General features: G+C 60.8%; 20 protein-coding genes. 11 read left to right on the forward strand and 9 right to left on the reverse strand.

Annotated features, from left to right (window positions below; translation table 11 throughout):
* The 4 genes from murU to ISN74_RS04205 all read right to left on the reverse strand — a co-directional run bounded on the left by murU (position 1) and on the right by ISN74_RS04205 (position 3,633).
* Positions 1 to 705, reverse strand: a complete 705-nt coding sequence (gene murU / locus ISN74_RS04190; RefSeq protein WP_188797664.1) for an N-acetylmuramate alpha-1-phosphate uridylyltransferase MurU — start codon at positions 703 to 705, stop codon at positions 1 to 3.
* A complete protein-coding gene (locus ISN74_RS04195) occupies positions 702 to 1,715 on the reverse strand; it encodes an aminoglycoside phosphotransferase family protein (protein WP_188797666.1) in 1,014 nt (337 codons plus the stop codon). The genes murU and ISN74_RS04195 overlap by 4 nt, the downstream gene beginning before the upstream one ends.
* A 120-nt stretch (positions 1,716 to 1,835) precedes the next feature.
* On the reverse strand, positions 1,836 to 3,146 hold the full coding sequence (locus ISN74_RS04200) for an ammonium transporter (protein ID WP_188797668.1): 1,311 nt from the start codon (positions 3,144 to 3,146) through the stop codon (positions 1,836 to 1,838).
* 148 nt (positions 3,147 to 3,294) lie between these two features.
* Positions 3,295 to 3,633 carry a P-II family nitrogen regulator gene (locus ISN74_RS04205; RefSeq protein WP_188797670.1) on the reverse strand — a complete coding sequence of 113 codons (339 nt, stop codon included), beginning with the start codon at positions 3,631 to 3,633 and terminating at the stop codon, positions 3,295 to 3,297.
* 253 nt (positions 3,634 to 3,886) lie between these two features.
* Between ISN74_RS04205 and ISN74_RS04210 the strand changes: the two genes are divergently transcribed.
* The 6 genes from ISN74_RS04210 to ISN74_RS04235 are packed head-to-tail and all read left to right on the forward strand — an operon-like array spanning position 3,887 to position 9,664.
* Positions 3,887 to 4,348 carry an SUF system Fe-S cluster assembly regulator gene (locus tag ISN74_RS04210; RefSeq protein WP_188797671.1) on the forward strand — a complete coding sequence of 154 codons (462 nt, stop codon included), beginning with the start codon at positions 3,887 to 3,889 and terminating at the stop codon, positions 4,346 to 4,348.
* On the forward strand, positions 4,345 to 5,826 hold the full coding sequence (gene sufB / locus ISN74_RS04215) for a Fe-S cluster assembly protein SufB (protein ID WP_203546699.1): 1,482 nt from the start codon (positions 4,345 to 4,347) through the stop codon (positions 5,824 to 5,826). The genes ISN74_RS04210 and sufB overlap by 4 nt, the downstream gene beginning before the upstream one ends.
* Positions 5,823 to 6,299: a lysozyme inhibitor LprI family protein gene (locus ISN74_RS04220; RefSeq protein WP_203546700.1), complete on the forward strand. Its 477-nt coding sequence runs from the start codon at positions 5,823 to 5,825 to the stop codon at positions 6,297 to 6,299. The genes sufB and ISN74_RS04220 overlap by 4 nt, the downstream gene beginning before the upstream one ends.
* Positions 6,300 to 6,351: 52 nt before the next feature.
* Positions 6,352 to 7,101, forward strand: coding sequence for a Fe-S cluster assembly ATPase SufC (gene sufC / locus ISN74_RS04225; RefSeq protein ID WP_188797673.1), 750 nt, complete (start codon positions 6,352 to 6,354; stop codon positions 7,099 to 7,101).
* Positions 7,098 to 8,408, forward strand: a complete 1,311-nt coding sequence (gene sufD, locus ISN74_RS04230) for a Fe-S cluster assembly protein SufD (protein WP_188797675.1) — start codon at positions 7,098 to 7,100, stop codon at positions 8,406 to 8,408. Before sufC ends, sufD begins: the two co-directional genes overlap by 4 nt.
* Positions 8,409 to 8,416: 8 nt before the next feature.
* Positions 8,417 to 9,664, forward strand: coding sequence for a cysteine desulfurase (locus ISN74_RS04235; protein ID WP_188797677.1), 1,248 nt, complete (start codon positions 8,417 to 8,419; stop codon positions 9,662 to 9,664).
* 23 nt (positions 9,665 to 9,687) lie between these two features.
* Here the strand turns inward: ISN74_RS04235 and ISN74_RS04240 are convergent, their stop codons facing one another.
* Together ISN74_RS04240 and ISN74_RS04245 are read right to left on the reverse strand one after the other, a co-directional pair.
* Positions 9,688 to 10,149 (reverse strand): hypothetical protein, encoded by a 462-nt coding sequence (locus ISN74_RS04240; protein WP_188797679.1) that lies wholly within the window; start codon positions 10,147 to 10,149, stop codon positions 9,688 to 9,690.
* A complete protein-coding gene (locus ISN74_RS04245) occupies positions 10,146 to 10,718 on the reverse strand; it encodes an RNA polymerase sigma factor (protein ID WP_188797680.1) in 573 nt (190 codons plus the stop codon). The genes ISN74_RS04240 and ISN74_RS04245 overlap by 4 nt, the downstream gene beginning before the upstream one ends.
* A gap of 139 nt (positions 10,719 to 10,857) precedes the next feature.
* On the opposite strand from ISN74_RS04245, the gene ISN74_RS04250 reads away from it, so the two are divergent.
* The 5 genes from ISN74_RS04250 (at position 10,858) to ISN74_RS04270 (ending at position 18,105) form a co-directional block, all read left to right on the forward strand.
* Positions 10,858 to 11,199: a hypothetical protein gene (locus tag ISN74_RS04250; RefSeq protein WP_229678991.1), complete on the forward strand. Its 342-nt coding sequence runs from the start codon at positions 10,858 to 10,860 to the stop codon at positions 11,197 to 11,199.
* A 47-nt stretch (positions 11,200 to 11,246) separates the two neighbouring features.
* Positions 11,247 to 11,795 (forward strand): GNAT family N-acetyltransferase, encoded by a 549-nt coding sequence (locus ISN74_RS04255; protein WP_188797682.1) that lies wholly within the window; start codon positions 11,247 to 11,249, stop codon positions 11,793 to 11,795.
* Positions 11,792 to 12,109 carry a non-heme iron oxygenase ferredoxin subunit gene (locus tag ISN74_RS04260; protein WP_188797684.1) on the forward strand — a complete coding sequence of 106 codons (318 nt, stop codon included), beginning with the start codon at positions 11,792 to 11,794 and terminating at the stop codon, positions 12,107 to 12,109. The genes ISN74_RS04255 and ISN74_RS04260 overlap by 4 nt, the downstream gene beginning before the upstream one ends.
* 649 nt (positions 12,110 to 12,758) lie before the next feature.
* On the forward strand, positions 12,759 to 16,778 hold the full coding sequence (locus ISN74_RS04265; protein ID WP_188797686.1) for a non-ribosomal peptide synthetase: 4,020 nt from the start codon (positions 12,759 to 12,761) through the stop codon (positions 16,776 to 16,778).
* Positions 16,771 to 18,105: a glycosyltransferase gene (locus ISN74_RS04270; protein ID WP_188797688.1), complete on the forward strand. Its 1,335-nt coding sequence runs from the start codon at positions 16,771 to 16,773 to the stop codon at positions 18,103 to 18,105. The genes ISN74_RS04265 and ISN74_RS04270 overlap by 8 nt, the downstream gene beginning before the upstream one ends.
* Positions 18,106 to 18,154: 49 nt before the next feature.
* Here the strand turns inward: ISN74_RS04270 and ISN74_RS04275 are convergent, their stop codons facing one another.
* The 3 genes from ISN74_RS04275 to ISN74_RS04285 are packed head-to-tail and all read right to left on the reverse strand — an operon-like array spanning position 18,155 to position 20,957.
* Positions 18,155 to 19,063, reverse strand: coding sequence for an HlyD family secretion protein (locus ISN74_RS04275; RefSeq protein ID WP_188797690.1), 909 nt, complete (start codon positions 19,061 to 19,063; stop codon positions 18,155 to 18,157).
* Positions 19,060 to 19,821 carry an ABC transporter ATP-binding protein gene (locus tag ISN74_RS04280; RefSeq protein ID WP_188797692.1) on the reverse strand — a complete coding sequence of 254 codons (762 nt, stop codon included), beginning with the start codon at positions 19,819 to 19,821 and terminating at the stop codon, positions 19,060 to 19,062. Before ISN74_RS04280 ends, ISN74_RS04275 begins: the two co-directional genes overlap by 4 nt.
* A gap of 2 nt (positions 19,822 to 19,823) precedes the next feature.
* A complete protein-coding gene (locus ISN74_RS04285) occupies positions 19,824 to 20,957 on the reverse strand; it encodes an ABC transporter permease (RefSeq protein ID WP_188797694.1) in 1,134 nt (377 codons plus the stop codon).
* Between the last annotated feature and the right edge of the window lie 55 nt (positions 20,958 to 21,012).

Raw genomic sequence — 21,012 nt, forward strand, 5'->3', positions numbered from 1 at the left:
CTACGGTTCACGCTCAGCGTGATTGAGCGATGCAAGACGCTCTGGCGTGCCCACATCTGTCCAGGCACCACGATGATGACTGCCAGTCACGGCGTTTTGTTTCATCGCAGCCTCCAGCAACGGCCTGATCTTGAAGCGTGCGGGCTTGTTTGCAGCAACGTCGTATCCAATCACCGAGTGCCACGGATCCAGAAACTCGCGACGATAGACACCAATCCCGCTGTAGGTGAGTCGTTTGTCGCCATCGCTGTGCAATAGCCCATTAGCGTCCAACGCAAAATCACCTTCCGGATGATGCGATTGGTTGTCGACCATCAATAGATGCGCAACACCTGCGGGTTTGGTGGGTAACGCAGCGAAATCGGCATCCGTCCACACATCACCACTCACGACGATAAACGGTTCCGGCCCGAGTAAGGGCAGGGCGTTGAGCATGCCGCCGCCGGTTTCCAGTGGTGTGGTGCCTTCATAGGCGTAGCGAATGCGCAGACCCCAGCGCGAACCGTCGCCCAGTGTTTCGGGAAACTGATCGGCCAGATGCGAAGTGTTGATCACCACGTAATGCACGCCGATGGCGGCCAACTTCTCCAGGTGCCACGCGATCAACGGCTTGCCTTGCACGGTCAGTAGCGGCTTGGGCGTGTGATCTGTCAGGGGCCGCATGCGCTCGCCCAGACCTGCGGCGAAGATCAGTGCGTGTCTCATGCGTTAGCGACCTTGGTCAGATCGCGGCCTTGTACGTGCCGTTCGATCAAAGCGGCGAATTCCGCCAGCTCTGGATAGCTGCGTGCGACGGAGATAACGTAGTGGTAGACACGCGGCACATCAGCGAGATAACCGGGTTTGCCGTCGCGGTACCACAAGCGATAGAACTGCCCCAAGACACGCACATGGCGATGCAGGCCGGTCAGGTCGAACCAGCGCAGGAATTGTTTTTGATCGACATCGGCGGCAATACGTTGCGTATCGATCAACTTGCACCGATACGATTCGGCCCATGCTTCGACGCGTTCGCGCGGCCAGGCGATATAGCCATCGCGCAACAGCGACGCGAGATCGTAGGTGATGGGACCTGCGAGTGCACCTTGGAAATCGATGATGCCCGGTGAGTTGTGTTCGACGATCAGCAGGTTGCGGCTGTGGAAATCGCGATGCACGAAGCAGCGTGGCTGCTCCAGTGCATTGCGCACGATCACGCCGAAAGCTGCTTCCAGCACATCCGCTTCACTGGAATCAGGCTTGTGCCCAAGATGCCGGCCAAGGAACCATTCCGGCATGATTTCCAGGCCGCGGATCAACACATCGCTATCGAACGGCGGCAGGTCGCGGTAATCCATCCGGCTCTGCATGCGCAGCAGTGCATCCATCGCCTCGCCATACAAAGCGTCGACAGTGCTTTCGTTCAAGGCGGGCAGATACAGTTGTGTGCCGAGATCCTCGATCAGCAGGAAGCCTTGTTCGAGGTCTTTGTCGTACACCGCCGGCACATGCAAGCCCGCGGCGGCCAGTTGCTGCCCGATCTTCAGCCAGGGGCGCGGATCTTCCTGCGCCGGCGGCGAATCCATCACGATCCAGCTGCGGCCGTCATGGTGGGTGCGCCAGTAGCTGCGAAAGCTCGCGTCGGCAGAGGCAGGTTCCAGGGTGAGCGTGGGATTGCCGAGGCTGGTTCGCGTCCAGGCGAGGCGGGTGGTGGCGCGGTCGTTGAGGCTTTGCATGCAGGAGTTCGAGGCGGACACGCGAATAGCTTAGTGCCAGTTCGCATTGTTCATCCAATTCCGGCCTCAGCGTCGCCCGGCCTTCGCCGGGGTGACGCCGAGGCTGTCTTGCACTATTCATCAGGACAGGTTGTATGCCCGCTCCTCATGCTCGGCGATATCCAGGCCAATCTGCTCTTGCTCGGCCGTCACGCGCAGCCCGATGGTCAGGTCGACCAGTTTCAGGATCACCCAGCTCAACAACCCGCTCCACACGATGGTGAAGCCCACGCCCTTGCACTGAATCCACAGCTGCGCCAGCGGCGACGTCACGGCGGTGTCGAATCCGCCCAGCTTGGGCGCGGCAAACACGCCGGTCAGCAGGGCGCCGATGATGCCGGCGATGGCGTGCACACCGAACACGTCCAGCGTGTCGTCATAGCCGAGCTTGTGCTTCAGGCGCGTAGCGGTGAAGAAGCAGGCCGCACCGGCCACGAAGCCCAGAATCAAAGCGCCGCCCGGTCCCGCCGTGCCGGCGGCGGGGGTGACTGCCACCAGTCCGGCCACCGCACCTGAGGCAATACCCAGCACGCTGGCGCGCTTGTGCACGATCCATTCCACCGCGACCCAGCCGATGGCTGCAGCAGCGGTCGCAATCTGCGTGACCAGCATCGCCATGCCGGCGCTGCCATTCGCGGCCACGGCCGAGCCCGCATTGAAACCGAACCAGCCCAGCCACAGCATGCTGGCGCCGATCACCGTGTAGCCAAGATTGTGCGGTGGCATGTGCGTGTGCGGATAGCCGCGACGCTTGCCCAGCACCAGGCAGGCAACCAGGCCGGCGATGCCTGCGTTGATATGCACCACGGTGCCACCCGCGAAGTCGAGCACGCCCAGGTCACCCAGCAGCGAGCCCGGACCGCTCCACACCATGTGCGCAATCGGCAGATAGACAAAGGTGAGCCATAGTCCGGAGAACACCAGCATCGCGCTGAATTTCATGCGCTCGGCAAAGGCGCCGATGATCAGCGCAGGCGTGATGATCGCAAAGGTAAGCTGGAACATTACGAACACGCTTTCCGGCACAGTCTGGTAGAGCGTCGTCGGTGTCAGTCCCGCCAGCATCACGCGATCTAGCGCGCCGATGAACGAATGCCAGTTGGTCACGCCGGCATGCATGCCATCCGTGCTGAAGGCCATCGAATAGCCGTACACCATCCACAACACCGTCACCAGCGAGGTGATCGCCAGACACTGCATCATCACCGACAGCAGGTTCTTGGCGCGCACCATGCCGCCATAGAACAGCGCGACGCCGGGAATCGTCATCATCAGCACAAACGCACTGGCGACGATCATCCAGGCGGTGTCCCCGCTGTTGAGCGTGGGGGCTGGTGCTGCCTGCGCAAAAGCGGCAGGAGCGAAAAATAGCATCGGGGCCAACAGCATCATCGTGCGAAGACGCGCTCCCTCTCCCCTGCGGGGAGAGGGTTGGGGTGAGGGGGCAAGGCTTGCCTTGGGATTCATTGAAACTTCGGTGCAAGAGTGGCCCCTCACCCCAGCCCTCTCCCCGCAGGGGAGAGGGAGTAATGGCTGCATATCAAAGCGCATCAGCGTCCACCTCCTGCGTCCGAATACGAATCACCTGTTCCAGTTCGCTCACGAAAATCTTGCCGTCGCCGACCTTGCCGGTACGCGCGGCCTTGGTGATGGCTTCGATGGCCAGTTCGACTTGTTCATCACTGACAGCCAGTTCGATCTTCAGCTTGGGGAGGAAGTCCACGACGTACTCCGCACCGCGGTACAGCTCGGTGTGCCCGCGCTGGCGGCCGAAGCCTTTGACCTCGGTCACGGTCATGCCCTGCACCCCGGCCTCGCCGAGTGCTTCGCGCACATCGTCCAGGGTGAAGGGTTTGATGATCGCGGTGATCCATTTCATGCGCGGCGATTCCCCATAAGAACGGTTTTGTTGCAACACAGCAGATTGCGTGCCAGCGCGAGCGTGCGGGAAGGAAGCCGCGTTTTAAGCCATTTTTGCGAGGATGTTCGGCGGGAGCTGAGTGAGGTTATGGCCAGATTGGTGCATTGAAATGTCTAAAATGGTGCAAACGTTCGGTGCCCGAAGGGCCTTGCGTTGACCCCAAAGCGCTTAATCTGTACCATTTTAGTCTGGATTAACGCGGTGCCTCCCCATGTTCCGTGTCAGCCGACTGACCGATTACGCCACCGTGGTGATGACTTGCATCGCCGCGCACCCTGACGACGTCCTCAGCACAGCGCAGATTGCCGAAGAAACTCACCTGGAGTTGCCCACCGTCAGCAAACTGCTGAAATCGCTGGGGCATGCTGGGTTGGTGGATTCCTTCCGTGGCGTCAACGGCGGTTATCGCCTGGCGCGCCCGGCGCAGGACATCAGCGTCGCCGACATCGTCGAAGCGATGGAAGGGCCGCTGGGAATGACCGAATGCAGCATGAGCGAAGGCCATTGCGAACGCGAGTCGCAATGTGGCGTGCGCGGCAGCTGGCAACGCATCAACAACGTACTGGATAACGCGCTGCGCACGATGAGCCTGGCCGACATGCTGCGCCCCGCCGTGCACACCACCGCCGCCACCGTGGCGTTTACCGATTTGAAAAGCAGGACCGCACCATGACCATTGAGAGCACGACTGTCGATACCAATGGCTCCGCCGCACTGCGCGACAACACCGAAGTCGCTGCTGCGCTCGGTCGCCGTTATGAAGCCGGTTTCATCACCGACATCGAAACCGACAGCCTGCCGGCAGGCCTGTCCGAAGACATCGTGCGCCAGCTTTCCGCCCTGAAGGGCGAGCCGGAGTGGATGACCGAGTGGCGTCTGAAGGCCTATCGCCATTGGCTGACCATGCCGACGCCACACTGGGCCAAGCTCAATATCGGCCCGATCGATTTTCAGGCGATCAGCTACTACGCCTCGCCCAAGAATCGACCGAAGTCACTGGACGACGTCGATCCCAAACTGTTGGAAGCCTACGACAAACTCGGTGTTCCACTGCACGAGCGCGCCAAGCTGGCCGGCGTGGCGGTGGATGCGGTGTTTGATTCGGTTTCCGTCGGCACCACGTTCCGCAAAGAACTGGCCGAAGTCGGTGTGATCTTCTGCTCGATGAGCGAAGCCATCAAGGAACACCCGGAGCTGGTGCAGAAATACCTCGGCAGCGTGGTGCCCGTCGGCGACAACTACTTCGCCGCGTTGAACTCGGCGGTGTTCTCTGACGGCTCGTTCGTGTTCATTCCCAAGGGCGTACGTTGCCCGATGGAACTGTCCACTTACTTCCGCATCAACGCGGGCCACACCGGCCAGTTCGAGCGCACTCTGATCATCGCGGAAGAGGGCGCTTCGGTGTCCTATCTCGAAGGTTGTACGGCGCCGATGCGCGACGAGAATCAGCTGCATGCGGCCGTGGTGGAACTGGTCGTGCTGGAAAAGGCGAATATCAAGTATTCGACCGTGCAGAACTGGTATCCGGGCGACGAAAACGGCGTCGGCGGTATCTACAACTTCGTCACCAAGCGCGGCGATTGTCGCGGCGACGACTCCAAGATTTCCTGGACCCAGGTGGAAACCGGTTCGGCCATCACCTGGAAGTACCCAAGCTGCGTGCTGCGTGGCGATCGCTCGGTGGGCGAGTTCTACTCCGTCGCGCTCACTCATCATCGTCAGCAGGCCGATACCGGCACCAAGATGATCCACATCGGCAAGGGCACCAAGTCCAAGATCGTATCCAAGGGCATCAGCGCTGGCCGTAGTTCCAACAGCTATCGCGGCCTGGTGAAGGTGGAGAAAGGCGCGGAAGGCGCGCGCAATTACACCCAGTGCGATTCGCTGCTGATCGGCAAGCAATGCGGCGCACACACCTTCCCGTACATGGAAGTGAAAAATCCTAGCGCGATCGTTGAGCACGAAGCGACCACCTCGAAGATTTCCGACGACCAGCTCTTCTACTGCCTGTCGCGTGGCATCGGCGAGGAAGACGCGGTGTCGATGATCGTCGATGGCTTCTGCAAGCAAGTCTTCCGCGAGCTGCCGATGGAGTTCGCTGTTGAAGCGAAGAAGTTGCTGGAAATCTCGCTGGAAGGAGCGGTCGGATGAAATCTTCGACGAAGGCGTGGATGGTGGTGGTTGCACTGGCGCTCAGTGGCAGCGCCATCGCCGGGACGGCGCTCGCCGCGGCTTCGACGACGGCGTCGGCATCGAGCGGCGACAAGTGCATGGACAATGCACAGTCGCAAGGGGCCATGAACGAGTGCGCCTCCAATAGCTATGGCGCCGCGGACAAAGAGCTCAACCAGGTCTACCAGCAGGTACTGCGCAAGTACGCGAAGGACACAGTGTTCGTGGCCAAGCTCAAAGCCGCACAGAAAGCCTGGCTGACCTTTCGCGATGCGGAACTTGCCGCGCGCTTCCCCGATAGCGACATCACCAACTACGGCAGCGTCTACCCGATGTGCGTCAACAACGAGCTTGAGGCGATGACGCGTAAGCGCACCGAAGAGCTGCGTGCGTGGCTGAAGGGCACCGAAGAAGGTGATGTTTGCGCCGGTTCCTACAGCCCCAACAGCTGATAACGATCAACGAAATATCGCGGTGTCGTCGGACACCGCTTCAGGAAACGACATGCTGAAGATCGAAAACCTGCACGCCCGCGTCGAGGGCAAGGACATCCTCAAGGGGCTCAGCCTCACCGTGAACCCGGGCGAGGTGCATGCCATCATGGGGCCGAACGGTGCCGGCAAGTCCACGCTGGGCAATGTGCTGTCCGGTCGCGAAGGTTATGAGGTGACCGAAGGCTCGGTGATTTTCGAGGGACGCGATTTGCTCGCGTTGGAACCGGAAGAGCGCGCTGCGGCGGGTGTATTCCTGGCGTTCCAGTACCCGGTGGAAATTCCCGGGGTGAACAACACTTATTTCCTGCGTGCCGCACTCAATGCACAGCGCAAACAGCGTGGAGAGCCGGAGCTGGATTCCATGCAGTTCCTCAAGTTGGTGCGCGAGAAGCTGAAGATCATGCAGATCTCCGACGAACTGCTGCACCGCGCCGTCAACGAAGGTTTCTCCGGCGGCGAAAAGAAGCGCAACGAGATTTTCCAGATGGCGGTGCTTGAACCGAAGCTGGCGATCCTCGATGAAACCGACTCAGGCCTGGACATCGACGCACTCAAGCAGGTGTCGCAAGGCGTGAACGCGCTGCGTTCGCCGGATCGTTCCTTCCTGGTGATCACCCACTATCAGCGTCTTCTGGATTACATCGAGCCGGATTTCGTGCACGTGCTGGCCGATGGCCGCATTGTCGAAAGTGGCGACAAGGCGCTGGCGCTGAAGCTGGAAGAACATGGCTACGCCTGGGTCAATGAGGCAAGTGCATGAGCTCGTCCGCGCCGCTTCCTTTTATTGAAGGTCTGCGCGACGCCGCGAGCTTGCGCCTACCCGGCAGCGGGCGAGCGTGGCTGGACGCCGCGCGCCGTGAAAACCTTGAAGCTTTCATCGCCGCGGGCTTACCCGATACCCGCGCCGAAGCGTGGAAGTACACCGCGCTGCGTGCGCTGGGCCAGCGCCGGTTTGCGCTGGGCGATCCTGCTGCCGCCACGCATGCCATCGACACGCATGTGCTGAAACTTCCCGGCGTGGATGGGCCGCGCCTGGTATTCGTCAACGGCGTGTTTCGCGCAGACTTGTCGCGGCTTGAAGCGCTGCCGGCTGGCCTTACGCTGCAGCCGCTCTCGCAGGTGCTGGAGCAAGATCCGGAGCCGCTGCGTTTTTCGCTCAGCCGCCATTACCGTGAAACCGGTGATATCTTCGCGCGCCTTAACGCGGCGCTGGCCGGGGATGGTGTCGTGTTGCGTGTTGCCGCAAACGCGCGCATCAACAAGCCGGTACAGATCTGCTTCGTCGGTGCGCCGGCGCAAAATGATCTGGCCTGGCATGCGCGCAATGTGATTGAACTGGGTGAGGGCGCCAAGCTCGATCTGGTCGAGCATCACCTTTACAGCGCTCCACATAAGCACCTGGGCACCCTGGTCACCGATATCGTGCTGCAGAATGGTGCCCATCTTCAGCATGTATTGCTTCAGAACGCGGGTGAGGACAGCACGCTGATCCGCCGTGGCAGCCTGCACCTTGGTGCGAAGTCGCAGGCCACGATGCATGTGCTGGAACTGGGCGGCGCGCTGACGCGCCACGATCTGCATGCCGAACTGCGCGGCGACGAGGCGCGATTCGACACCCGCGGTGTGTTCGTGCTGCGCGGGCGTCAGCATGTGGATACGCAGTTGTCGATTCGCCATCAGGCGCTCAATACCGCTTCGGAATCGATCTGGCGCGGCGTGGCCGACGAGCGTTCACGCGGCGTGTTCCGTGGCGCCATCGTGGTGGCTGAAGGTGCGGATGGCGCCGACGCCAGTCTCAGCAACAAGAATCTGCTGCTGTCCTCGCTGGCCGAGATCGACACTAAGCCAGAGCTGGAAATCTATGCCGATGAAGTGAAGGCCGCGCACGGGGCCACTGTTGGTCAGCTTGACGAACGCGCGCTGTTCTACCTGCGTTCGCGCGGTTTGCCACAGGCTGAAGCGCGTGCACTGCTTACGGCGGCATTTTGCCGAGCGGTGTTTGCTTCGCTGCCGAACGAAACCCTGCGCGATTATTTTTCCGAAGCGCTGCTCGCGCATCTGCCCTGAATCACATCATGAACGCCAAGCCCAGCCATCCTTCCGTCGACTTCGATGTACAGCGCGTCCGCTTGGATTTTCCGTTGCTGTCACGCACCGTGCACGGCAAGCCGTTGGTGTATTTCGATAACGCCAACACCAGCCAGAAGCCGCTGTCGGTGATTGAAGCGGTGGATCGTCATTACCGCGAGCACAATGCCAACGTCGCGCGTGCGGTGCATCAGTTGGGCGAGGAAGCCACTGCGGCATACGAAAGCGCACGCGACAAGCTGGCGGCTTTCATCAACGCCGGTTCGCGCAACGACGTGGTGCTGACTTCGGGCACGACGCAATCCATGAATCTGGTGGCCTACAGCTACGCGTTGCCGCGCCTGCAGCCGGGCGACGCGATCGTCACCACGGTGATGGAGCATCACGCCAACATCGTGCCGTGGCAGCTGGTGGCGGCGCGCAGCGGTGCGACAGTCAAGGCCGCGCCGATCGATCAGCGCGGTGAATTGATCCTGGAGAAGTTCTTCGAGCTGTTGACGCCGGAAGTGAAGCTCGCCTGCGTCACGCATGTTTCCAACGTGCTCGGCACGGTGAACCCGGTGCGTGAGATCGCTCGCGAATGCCGCCGCCGTGGCATTCCGCTGCTGGTGGATGGCTCGCAGGCAATGCCGCACCGCCCGGTAGACGTGCAGGCACTCGGCTGCGATTTCTACGCCATCACCGGCCATAAGATGCTCGCGCCGACCGGCACCGGAGCGCTGTGGGCGAAGCGGGAACACCTGCAATCCATGCCACCGTTCTTCGGTGGCGGCGAGATGATTCGCGAAGTGCGCTTCGATGGCACCACCTTTGCCGATCCGCCGCACAAGTTCGAAGCCGGTACCCCCAACATCGCCGGTTTTGCCGGTGTCGGTGCGGCCATCGACTACATCCAGTCGCTCGGTTTCGAAGCGACCCGCGCGTGGGAGCACGAATTGCTTACCTACGCCACGGAGCGCTTGCGCGAGATCCCGGGGCTACGCATCTTTGGTGAAGCGGCCGACAAGGAGCCGGTCATCTCCTTCCTGATCGAGGGTGCGCAGGCCACCGACCTGGCCACCTTGCTGGATCTGGAAGGCGTGGCGGTGCGTTCGGGTCATCACTGTGCACACCCATTGATGCAGTTCTATGGCGTGCCGGCTACGCTGCGCGCCTCGCTTGCGTTCTACAACACCCGTGAAGAAGTCGATGCTTTCATTGCCGCTTTGTTGAAGGTGCGCAAGTTGCTGCTCTGACTCAAGCGCAGGGTTGTAGTGTGCTAACGCAACCCGTGATGGTGCGGAGGGTTGTGGTGAGGTGTGAGTTTGCCCAATACGGCCGGCAGGACCATGCAAGCGACGAGCGCCAGCAGCCACGGGTTCGTCAGTTGATAAGATTTCACCGCCGCCTGCCCAAGTTGCAGCCACTCAGGGCCACACATCACCGCCAGCCCCACCATCATGGCGCACAGCGCGCCGAGCAGTACGCTGCTCAGCCAGAGCTCCGGCTGCCTATCACTGGCCGAACGTCGTTTGACCCTGAGTGCCATCTGGATGGCGAAGTCGTCCGGTAGCTGCAGGTCCAGGGGTTCCCGCAGTGCCCGCGTTACGGCGCGGTAGCGTTGCAGCTTCGCGTCGTCTTCTGGGCCTAGTCCGAACCGCTCCGCCTGCAGCGCCCGTTCCTGCAGGGTCCATTCGCGCTCGTCGACAGGGTCGTGGGGCGGTTGGGGTGAATGGGTCATGAGGGTACTCCTTGCACGGATTCCAGCACTTTGCGCAGGCCAAGGCGGGAACGGAACAGATGGCTCTTGATGGTGCCGTTGGCGAGGCCGGTGATGCCGGCTATGTCCTCGATCGATAGTTCATCGAGATGATAGAGCGTCAACACAGTACGTTGCATGGGGGGCAGCGCTTCGATCGCAGCATGCAGATGTCCGGCCATTTCGCTGCTGGCGTAGGCCGATTCGAGGTCGAAGCCGTCGCCAATGTTCTCCACCAGGCTGGACATATCCTCGTCGGCGCCCAGGTCGACCACGGCGATACGTTTGCGTTCCAGATGGCGAAGGGCAATGGTGTAGGCGACCCGGCCTATCCATGATTTGAGCGTACTTTCAAAACGGTACTGATGCAGGCTCTGATGCACGCGCAGGAAGGTTTCCTGGCAAAGGTCGCGGGCATCTTCCGGGTGCCGGACCATGCGGTAGATGATGTGCCAGCACAGCGCCTGATACTCGCGCACGAGGCGTTCGAACGCACCGGGGGCATTCGCCAGTACGGCTTCGACGAGCGGACGATCCGGGTGTTTGCTCATGCGGCGCGGGTTCCATGACACCTGCATAGATACGGCCGGGGTTATCCTGGTTGCAGCTCCCGATTGCAACCAGTATGAGCCTGGTCGTATCTCTGTGATCACAAGCCCCTCCTGGGTACCTCGACTTCCGGAGAAAAACGTGAACTTGGATGATCTTCACCTTGTCCCGATAGTGCTCTTTGTTTGCGTGACGTTTTGCATCACCTACGTCATCAGGCTACTGGTCGATGCGCGGATACGCCTCAAGATGCTCGAATCCAGTTCGAAGGAGCTTATCGAATCGATCGTACAGCGAGAGCAGCATCTTCGCCGGATGGCCTCCCTGCGCTGGGGCATCGTGCTCGCTGCCGAGGCGCTGGCGTTTGGAGCGATCCAGTATGCGGGCTGGACCACCGTCACCCCTGGTGTGGTTGCCTTGCTGATCGGCGCCTTCGGATTTGGCTCGCTGATTTTCTTCGCTGTCTCGCGCCGCCTTGGCTGAGCCAGGGGGAGCTGGCATGCCTTTCTGCGGCTGCTTATCATCTAAGGATGACTGCAGATACCACTCCCATCTTCCGCCTCGCCGTCAGCGCCGATGTCGAGGCGATCGTCGCCCTGGTCGAGTCCGCCTATCGCGGCGAATCCGGCCTGCGCGGCTGGACGACTGAAACCCATTTGCTGGATGGTCGCCGCACCGATGCCAGCTTGGTTGCTGAATTGTTGAATGCACCGGATGGCGCCGTATTGCTGGCGCTCGAAGGCGATGTACTGCTCGCCTGCTGCCACATCGAAAAGCACGGGCAATCTGCCTACTTCGGCATGTTTGCCGTCAGTCCGGCCCGGCAAAACGCGGGGCTGGGCAAGCAGGTGCTGGCCGAAGCCGAGCGCTACGCGCGAGATGTCTGGCAGTGCGCCGCCATGCACATGAAGGTGATCGACGCGCGCAGCGAACTGATCGCTTGGTACGAGCGGCGCGGCTACCGGCGTACCGGCGAATACTCACCGTTCCCTTATGGCAATGAGCGCTTCGGCATTCCGCGCCGCGACGATCTGCGCTTTGAACTGATGATCAAGCCCTTTTCGGAAGTAACCGCATGAGCGATGCATGGGTGGAAGTGGGTACGCGTTCGGAACTGCTGCCCGGTGAGTTCAAGGTGGTATGGGATGGCGACACTGCCATTGCCGTTTTCAACATCGATGGTGATTTGTATGCCGTGGAAGATATTTGCACACATGACGGCGGTGAACTGGCCGGTGGCGATGTGATCGGATTTGAGGTGGAGTGTCCGCGTCACGGTGCGCGCTTCGATCTACGCACGGGCCAGCCGACGTGTCCTCCGGCTTATGAACCGATTCACCGGTTTCCAGTGCGCGAAAGCGATGGCCTGATCTGGACGCGTGACGATCGTTGAGTACGGCGCATACGTAAGCGTCGCGATATTTTCACGATGAAGCGCTGCATCCTTCGCGGGATGCAGCGTTTTTTATGGGCGATGTCTTCACACTTTGTTCTCAAAGAAGAGCATGTCACGCATTTGAAATGCGGCGGTGCTTTAACAGCGACAGTGTGCGTTGATAGTTGTTGACGATTCTTTCATCGCCGAATTGATACACCGCAACATAAGATTTCAGCGTTTGAAGCAAGTGTGATGTTGTGCACATGGCTCGTCGTCATGTGTGATGACTTCGCAAAAGCGGTGTGGGCGATGCAAAGCATGCACGTAGGTGTCGTCACTATGCGTAAAGGCAAGTCTTAGCGTTGGTCAGGAGCGTGCAACGCACAAGCAGGGAGTCAGTCACGCCAGTGATGTCGTCTGGCGATTCGTCAGCGGGCGTCTGATCGGCAGTATCCAATCGTTCAACACGTGTGCGAGTTCCTCATGGCCATGCCCTGGCTGTGATGGGTGGTTTTGCCTCGAAAAACAAAAACGCAGATGACTGCGCCGGGAAGAGTGTGTCCAGGGGTACCAGGTACCAATCACAAACGTACCAATCACAAGCGCAAGTGCAACGCAGATAGACGATACGCGGGAATGCGTGCACTCGCCAGGAGACTGCGCAATGAACCTCGAGCCGGATATGTCGCTGCCATTGACCACCGCCCAGCGTGGACTGTGGGTAGGCCAGAAGATCGGTGCGGCGGACGCCACGTTGAATATCGCCGAAATGCTGGAGATTTGCGGGCCGGTGCAGCCCGATCTGTTCGTGCGGGCCTTATGGCAGGTCACTCACGAAGCGGAAACCTTGCGCGTGAGCGTGATCGAACATCACGGTCAGCCGCGTCAAATCATTCGGTCAAGTTATCACGGTGACTTTCCGTATCTGGACCTCAGTGGCGAAGCCAACCCACGCGCAGTGGCGGAAGCTTGGATGATGGAGGAGCTGAGCCGTCCCGTCGATCTGGCCAATGACCCTCTATGGGTCAGTGCTTTGTTCAAGGCCGCGGATGATCGGTATTACTGGTATCAGCGCGCACATCACGTGGTTTACGACGGTTACAGCGGTGGCGTGATTGCGCGCCGATTGGCGGAGCTATATACCGCTTATGTGGAAGGGCGTGAGCCTGCGCCCTGCGAGTTCGGCTCGTTGAACGAATTGATCGATGCCGAGTCGGCTTATCGTGATTCGGACCGGCTCCGTCGAGATCGCGATTTCTGGAAAGAAAAGCTCGCTGACCTGCCTGAGGCGGTATCCCTTGCGCGTCTGGGTCCGCACAGCAGCATGGGCGGATTGAGGCGTAGCACCGGCCACTTGTCCATCGACACCGTGCAGCGTTTGCGTGAGCTCGGTAAGCAGACCGCGACCAGCCTGCCGCAAATCCTGATTGCGCTCGTAGCTGCTTATTACCATCGGGCCACCGGCGCGAACGATCTGGTGATCGGCATGCCGGTATCCGGGCGCATCAACGCAGCGCTGCGTCGAACACCCGGCATGGTTGCCAATATCGTGGCCATCCGCCTGAGCTTTACGCCACACACCACGGCGGCGGATCTGTTTGCGCAAGTCGCGCAGACCGTCAGGCAGGCGCTGCGGCACCAGCAATATCGCTATGAGGATTTGCGCCGCGATCTGAGCATGATCGGTAAGGGCAAGCATATTGCATGGCTGGGTGTGAACATCGAGCCGTTCGACTACCAGCTTCAGTTTGCCGGTGCAGGCGTTATTTCGCATAACGTCTCCAACGGTTCCGGTGAAGACCTTACGATCTTCGTCTATGACCGCGGCGACGGCAGCGAGCTGCGTTTCGATTTCGACGCCAATCCCGTGCTGTACAGCGTGGCCGAACTGGACGAGCACCGCCGCCGTCTTGCCTTGCTGGTTGATGGCGTACTGGCCGATCCGCAGCAGCCGTTGCGGCAAATCGACATACTTGGATCGCAAGAACGCGAGCGCCTGTTGCACGATTGGAATGCGACTGCAGCGCCGCTGATGCCGGAAAGCCTGCCTGCACTGATTGCCCAGCATGCACAGCACACTCCCGATGCGCCAGCATTGATTTGCGAAGCAGCAACACTGACTTATCGCCAATTGCATGAGCGTAGCGTGCTCCAAGCCCGCCAACTGATTGCCGATGGTGTGCTGCCGGGCGATATCGTGGCTGTAATGTTGCCGCGCAACGAACAATGGCTGATCGTGTTGTTGGCGATCATGCGCGCGGGTGCTACCTATCTGCCGCTCGATCCGGATGGCCCGCCCGAACGCATCGCCATGATGCTGGACGACGCATCGCCGATCGCGCTGATCGCCCCGCCGGAGTTGTGTGCACGCTTTGGGCTGGGTGGCATGTTGTTGCTGCATCCCGAACATCTCGATGCCTTGCTGGATATCACGGCACCCGAGCCCGATCTGTCTATGCCGGAAAGCACCGCCTACGTGCTCTACACCTCCGGTTCTACCGGCCAGCCCAAAGGTGTGGAAGTCACGCATCGCAATCTAGGCAATCTGCTGCAAGGCATGCGCGAGCAGCTCGCACTTGTCGCCAGCGATCGCTTCCTGGCCATCGCCACCATGGTCTTTGATATCGCGATGCTGGAGCGCTTTCTGCCGCTGACGTCGGGAGCGAGCGTGGTGATTGCCAGCGCCGAGACGGTACGCCATCCGCCGGCCTTGCTGCGTCTGATGCAGCAGCATCACGTGACTCATATGTGGGCCACGCCATCATTGTGGCGGGTCATACTGGCGAGTCCGGACGCGCAGCTGAAACAATTGCATGCCCTGGTTGGTGGCGAAGCCCTGAGTGCTGAACTTGCCGCTCGTTTGCTGCAACAGGCTACACGCGTTACGCAGCTTTACGGACCCACGGAAACCACGGTGCTGTCCACCGCCATCGAATTGAAGGACATTGGCCGAGACGCGCCGCCTATTGGTCGTCCGATCCTCAACACGCGGCTTTATGTGCTTGATCAAGACCAGCAGCCGGTGCAGACGGGAGCTATGGGTGAGCTGTATATCGCCGGCGCAGGTGTAGCGAAAGGTTATCTGCATCACCATCAACTTACCGAAGCGCGCTTTCTGAGCGATCCGTTTGCTAATGATGGCAGCCGCATGTATCGCACCGGCGATCTGGTGTATTGGAACGATAAAGGGTTGCTTCACTTCGTCGGCCGTGCGGATGGTCAGGTGAAAATTCGTGGTCATCGCGTCGAGCTGGGCGAAATCGAATGCCAGCTGGCACGGCATAGCGCGATTGCGGACGCTGCTGTCGCGGTACATCGCGAGGACGATGGTACGTTGGTCCTGGTGGGTTACGTTGTGATGCGTCAGGGAAAGAGCATCAGCATCGACGCTTTGCGCAGCCACCTCGCACGGTTCCTGCCCGAGTACATGATTCCTTCGCATGTCATCGTGCTCGACGCGATGCCCCTCACGGCCACTGGCAAGCTGGACCGGAAAGCCTTGCCCGCACCAACACGTTCCAGCAAGGTCGCCTACGCTGAGCCGGTGACCGATGTGGAAAAGAAACTTGCGTCGTTGTGGCAGCAAGTGTTGGGCGTGGAGCGTGTGGGTCTGCACGACAATTTCTTCCAGTTGGGCGGTGACTCGCTCACTGCGGCAGAAATGGTGGCGCGCTTTCCCGAGCATTTTGGTATGGAATTGCCGCTGGCTAGCCTTTTCGAGGCGTCGACCATCGCTGGCCTGGCGGCCTATCTGCAACGTGCGCAGACGACGGGTGACCCGCTGGCGGTCGTGCTGCCGCTTCGCATGGCGCGTCACGAGCGTCCCTTGTTCTGCATACACCCGGCGATAGGCCTTAGTTGGGGTTACGCGAGCCTGCTTCGTTATCTGGATGAGCAACTGCCGGTTTATGGTTTGCAGTCTCGCGGCCTGCGAGGCGACGCTTCGTTGCCCGGCAGCGTTGCTCAGATCGCTGCCGACTACTTGGTACAGATGCGCCGCATTCAAGCGGAAGGCCCGTATCGGATGCTCGGTTGGTCACTGGGCGGTTTGATTGCCCACGAAATAACGGCCCAGTTGCGGGCGGCGGGTCAGCAGGTGGAATTCCTGGCTTTGCTCGATGCCTATCCGTTTGTCGTGGACAGCGCTTCGTCAAACGCGGGTGAGGCGGAAGAAATCAAGGCGATTCTGCGTTTCCTCGGCTTTCATCATCATGCCGCCGAAAACCCGCCGACGCACTTGGCCGCACTCACTGATCTGCTGTGCAAGGAATACGGCGTTTTCAACATGCCGCTAGTGCAGGAAATCACTCGCAACGATCCGCAACTGATTGAGCACGTCTCGGCCGTTACGCTCAACAACCTGCTGCTCGCGCGCAAGCATGCACCGCAACGCATCGATGCTGATGTGATGTTCTTCCATGCAGCGATCAAGGAGGAGGTTGATCTCAGCGATCAGCTCTATGACAAGCCCGAGGCGTGGCAGCCTTATGTCGGTGGCTGGCTTGATGTGCGCGAAGTGGCATGTCACCACCAGACCATGCTGGACGCGACGCACGCCGCGCAGATCGGCAAGCTGGTGATGCAGCGACTGCATGCACTGCAATCGATCCGCGTACCCGCAGTTTCGTTGCCGGTGGTTGCGGGTGCGACGCAGCCATCTGCAGGGAGTGTGGCCTATGCGTGACGCCATCTCCCATGGTGCTCCTATCGCGATCTTCACCATCGGAACACAAGGCGATATTCGGCCTTGTGTCGCGCTGGGCGTCGGCCTGCAGCGCGCCGGTTATCCGGTGCGGATCGTCACCAGCGACAATTTCGAAGGCATGGTGCGCGCTGCAGGATTGGACTTTTATCCGTTGACGGCCAATTTTCAAACTCTGCTCGATTCCAATCGCGAGATTGCGGATCAGGGCTTGGACATGTCGGCCATGGCGCGCATCTCACGCCGCTTTTACGCGGAGTGGGCGACGCATTGGGCGCGCGAAGGCATGGCAGCGGCCGAAGGCGCGGGCTTGCTGATCGGTGTAGCCAACAGCACGTTGCTGGCCAAAGCGGTGTCCGAAGCGCGCGGCATTCCTTTTGTTGGCGCGCAGTTGCAGCCGCTGACACCTTCTCGTTTCATGCCTCCGCTGGTGCTGTCGGGTGCTGGCAAGCTGCCGCCTGCTTTGAACATGACGATGTACAACGTGCTGCGCCTGTTGGTGTGGCATGTGATGAAGCCGGCCATTAACAACATCGTGCGCCCGCAGCTCGGTTTGCCGCGCTATCCGTGGTACGGGCCGTATTTCAATAACCGTCAGCATCGCGTGTTGTACGGTTTCAGTCGCCACGTAGTGCCCAGACCCGCTGACTGGCCGCCGACCGCGCAGATCACCGGCTACTGGTTTCTCGATCAGCCGGAATGGCAACCATCGCAGACGTTGCGCGAGTTTCTCGATGCAGGATCCAAGCCCATCTATGTCGGCTTTGGCAGCATGGTCAGCACGCGCGCGGAGCAATTTACGGCAAGCGTGCTCGACGCTGTGCGCAGAAGCGGGCAGCGCGCTGTGCTCGCAACCGGTTGGGGTGGCTTGGCCGGCAATGAAGGAACGCAGGACGGACAGCTCTATTTCACTCGCAGCGTGCCGCATGACTGGCTGTTTCCGCGCATGTCAGCCGCCGTCCATCATGGCGGTGCAGGCACTACGGCGGCGGCCGTTCGCGCCGGTATTCCATCAGTGATCGTGCCGTTTTTCGGCGATCAACCGTTCTGGGCGCGTTGCTTGCAACGCGAAGGTGTTGCACCGGCGATCGTGGATCGCCGCAACCTGCAGGCTGAAGCACTTGCTGAGGCCATCGATATAGCCGGGAAGAAACCGATGTGCCAGGCAGCGGTATCGCTGGGGCAAAAGGTGCGCGCCGAGGATGGTGTGGAGCAGGCGATTACAAGCTTGCGGCAATGGGGCTTGCTGGAGCCGTTACACGATGAGCGGGAGACGCGCGAAGCGTGGGTGCACGCTGCTGTGACCTAAAATTTTGTGCTTGCCATAATTTCTCCCTTTCCCACGCGGCAGGGTAGGGTTACGGGTGCGCTGAACCAAACTTCACCACCACACGCTGCCCGATGCGCAGCGGCGTGGCCGGTGCTTGATCAAAAGCGAGCACGCATTCCACGGTACGCGTATTGGCGCGCACCTGCGGGTCATCTTCCAGTGTGCTTGCGCCGAACACATTGCCGATGCGCAACACATGCGCCTTCATCGGGGCCATGCCACTGCCGCTGTCGTCGTCCACTTCCGCTGCCATGCCGTCATGCACGACGCCGACGAAGGATTCATTGAGTTCGGCACGTACGATGCGCGGCGCATCGGGCAGCATCAGCAGGATCGGCCCGGCAGCCGGCGACACAGAAGCACCAGGTTGCACCATGCGTTGCACGATCTGGCCATTGACGGGCGCGCGCAGGCTGCGAAGTTCCAATTGGTAGCGCGCACCTGCAACCTTTTGCGCAGCGAGAGCCACATTGGCGTGCGTGTTTTCCAGTTCAGCGCGAGTTTGCTGGGCGGCCTGACGTGCATCATCGGCGCTTTGGATATCGCCAGCGCCGGCTTTTGCTGCCTGTTCCAGGCGAGACGCACGCAGGTCGGCGGCCTTCACACGCTCATCCAGCGCATCGGACTGTGCTTGTGCCTGTTGCTGCTCGGCCAACGCAGAATCCAGCGCCAGCTTGGCGGGTTGCGGATCGAGCTGGACCAGCAACTGGCCCTTCTGTACCTGTTCGCCTTCATGCACATCCACACTCTGCACCACGCCTTCGCTGGGCATGCTGAGCTTTAGCAGTCCGCCTTCAATGTCGATGCGTCCGCGCGCAATGGCCGAGTAAGCGGGGGCGGCAGCGTTATTGGTCGCCGGCGCATCGCTGTTCGAGCAGGCAGCCAGCAGCGTGGCCGCGAGAAGAACGAGCGGGAGGCGAAGGTGACGCAGATTCATGCAGAAGGCTCCTTGGCCTCGGATGCAGCAACTTGTGATGCGGCGGGAACATGGTCGCTCAGAATACGGCCATCTTCCATCGCCAGTACACGGTCGGCATGGCCGACCAGGCGCGGGTCATGGCTGACGCACAGCACCGTGGTGCCGTGGTTGCGGGCAATGCGATGGAGGATATCGATCACGATCTGGCCGTTGGCGGCATCGAGCGCGCTGGTGGGCTCGTCGGCAAACAACAGTTCCGGTTGCTTGGCCAGCGCGCGCGCAATCGCTACGCGTTGCTTTTCACCGCCGGAGAGTTCGGCGGGGCGCAATTGCATGCGAGGCCCGAGGCCGACTTCTTCCAGTGATTCGATCGCGCGCTGGCGCGCCATGCCTTTGGCCAGGCCCATGTAGCTCAGCGGCAGTTCCACCTGCTCCAGCGCAGATAATGCCGGGAACAGGTTGAAGCCCTGGAACACGAAGCCGGTGTGCTGCAGGCGGAAGTGTTCCAGCGCGCGCATGCTAAGGCCGCTCAGTTCGTGGCCCAGCGCGCGTACGTCGCCCGCGTCGGCCGGCTGCAAGCCGCTGAGGATCGCCAGCAAGGTGCTCTTGCCGCAGCCGGAAGGGCCAGAGATCAGCGTCAGTTCGCCGGCACGCACATCCAGTGTGAGGTCATGCAGCACTGTGCTTTCAACACGCCCGGATACGAACGACTTGCGCACGTTGCGCGCCTGCAAGGCGGGTGTTGCTGTGGATGATGATTGCAAAACCGCAGACATGCTCACCTCAACAAACTGGCAGGGTCAGCGCGCCGCAGGCTGCGCATGGTGGCCAGCCCGGATATGAGCGCTAGCGCCATGCTCAGCGTCAGGCACACCGCGGCAGTCAGCGGATGCAATTCCATCGGGACGCTGCGATTGCGCGCAATCATCAGCAGCACGATGCCGATCACGACGCTGCATACGATGCCGAGCGCACCTACCCAGAACGCCTGTTCCATAATCACTTTGCGCAAGGCGCCGCGGCCGACACCCAGCGCATTCAACGTGGCGTATTCGCGGATCGAGCCAATCACCGCGGCGATCAGCGTCTGGCTGGTGATCACCGCACCAACCAGAAAAACAATGCCGGCCAGGAACAACACGCCTGCGCCCGCGCCGGTATCCAGCATCCAGTAAAGCTGCGACTGGCGGGCAAATTCTCTGGCCGTCCAAACGGTATAAGGGCCGAATGCATTCGAATCACTCAGCCGTTTGGCGATCATCTTCGCTTTGTGCGGATCGCGCAGCTTGGCGACGAAGTACGTCATCATGCCCGCGTCTTCCGGCGCGACATCGAGCACGCGCGCGGTATCCAGCGATGACACGATGTTGACGCCGCCCAGTGCACGCAGGCCGCTGCTCACGCCAACCACGCGCACGCGCTGGCCGTTGATTGCCGCCGTGTCTCCAATGTCTACCCCAAGGCTGTCCAGATCTGCCTTGTCGACAATGACTGCGCCCGGTTCGTTCAATCGCGCACGCAAGGCCGGGGGCAGCGCCTTGGAGAACATCATCGCGTCGGGACTGGGATCGATGCCGGACACGAACACCGACACGCCGCCGGTATCGCGCGGGCCGCGCCAGTCAGCATCCACCCAGCGGAATGGTTCCACCTGGGTGACATCCGGATCCATGCGAAGCCGCATCGCGACGTCCTCGCTGATCGGACGCCCCAGATTCACGCTCTGCGTACCGGGATAACCGGCCCACAAATCACCCGATGACCCGGTGATGTAAACGCTGGCGCTACCGAAAATGCCCAGCACCAGCGCAGCCTGCAGCAATTGCAGCAAGCTGGCGAAGCCCACGGCGAGAATCGCGGGTAGAAAGCGTCGCCATTCGTGCACTAAGGTTTTGCGTGCGAGCGCAACCATCAGTGCAACTCCGGTGTGGCTTGATCAAGCTCACTTCCCCGTATGAAGGGAAGGG

It is taken from the genome of Dyella caseinilytica (genome assembly GCF_016865235.1).
Taxonomy (GTDB): domain Bacteria; phylum Pseudomonadota; class Gammaproteobacteria; order Xanthomonadales; family Rhodanobacteraceae; genus Dyella_B; species Dyella_B caseinilytica.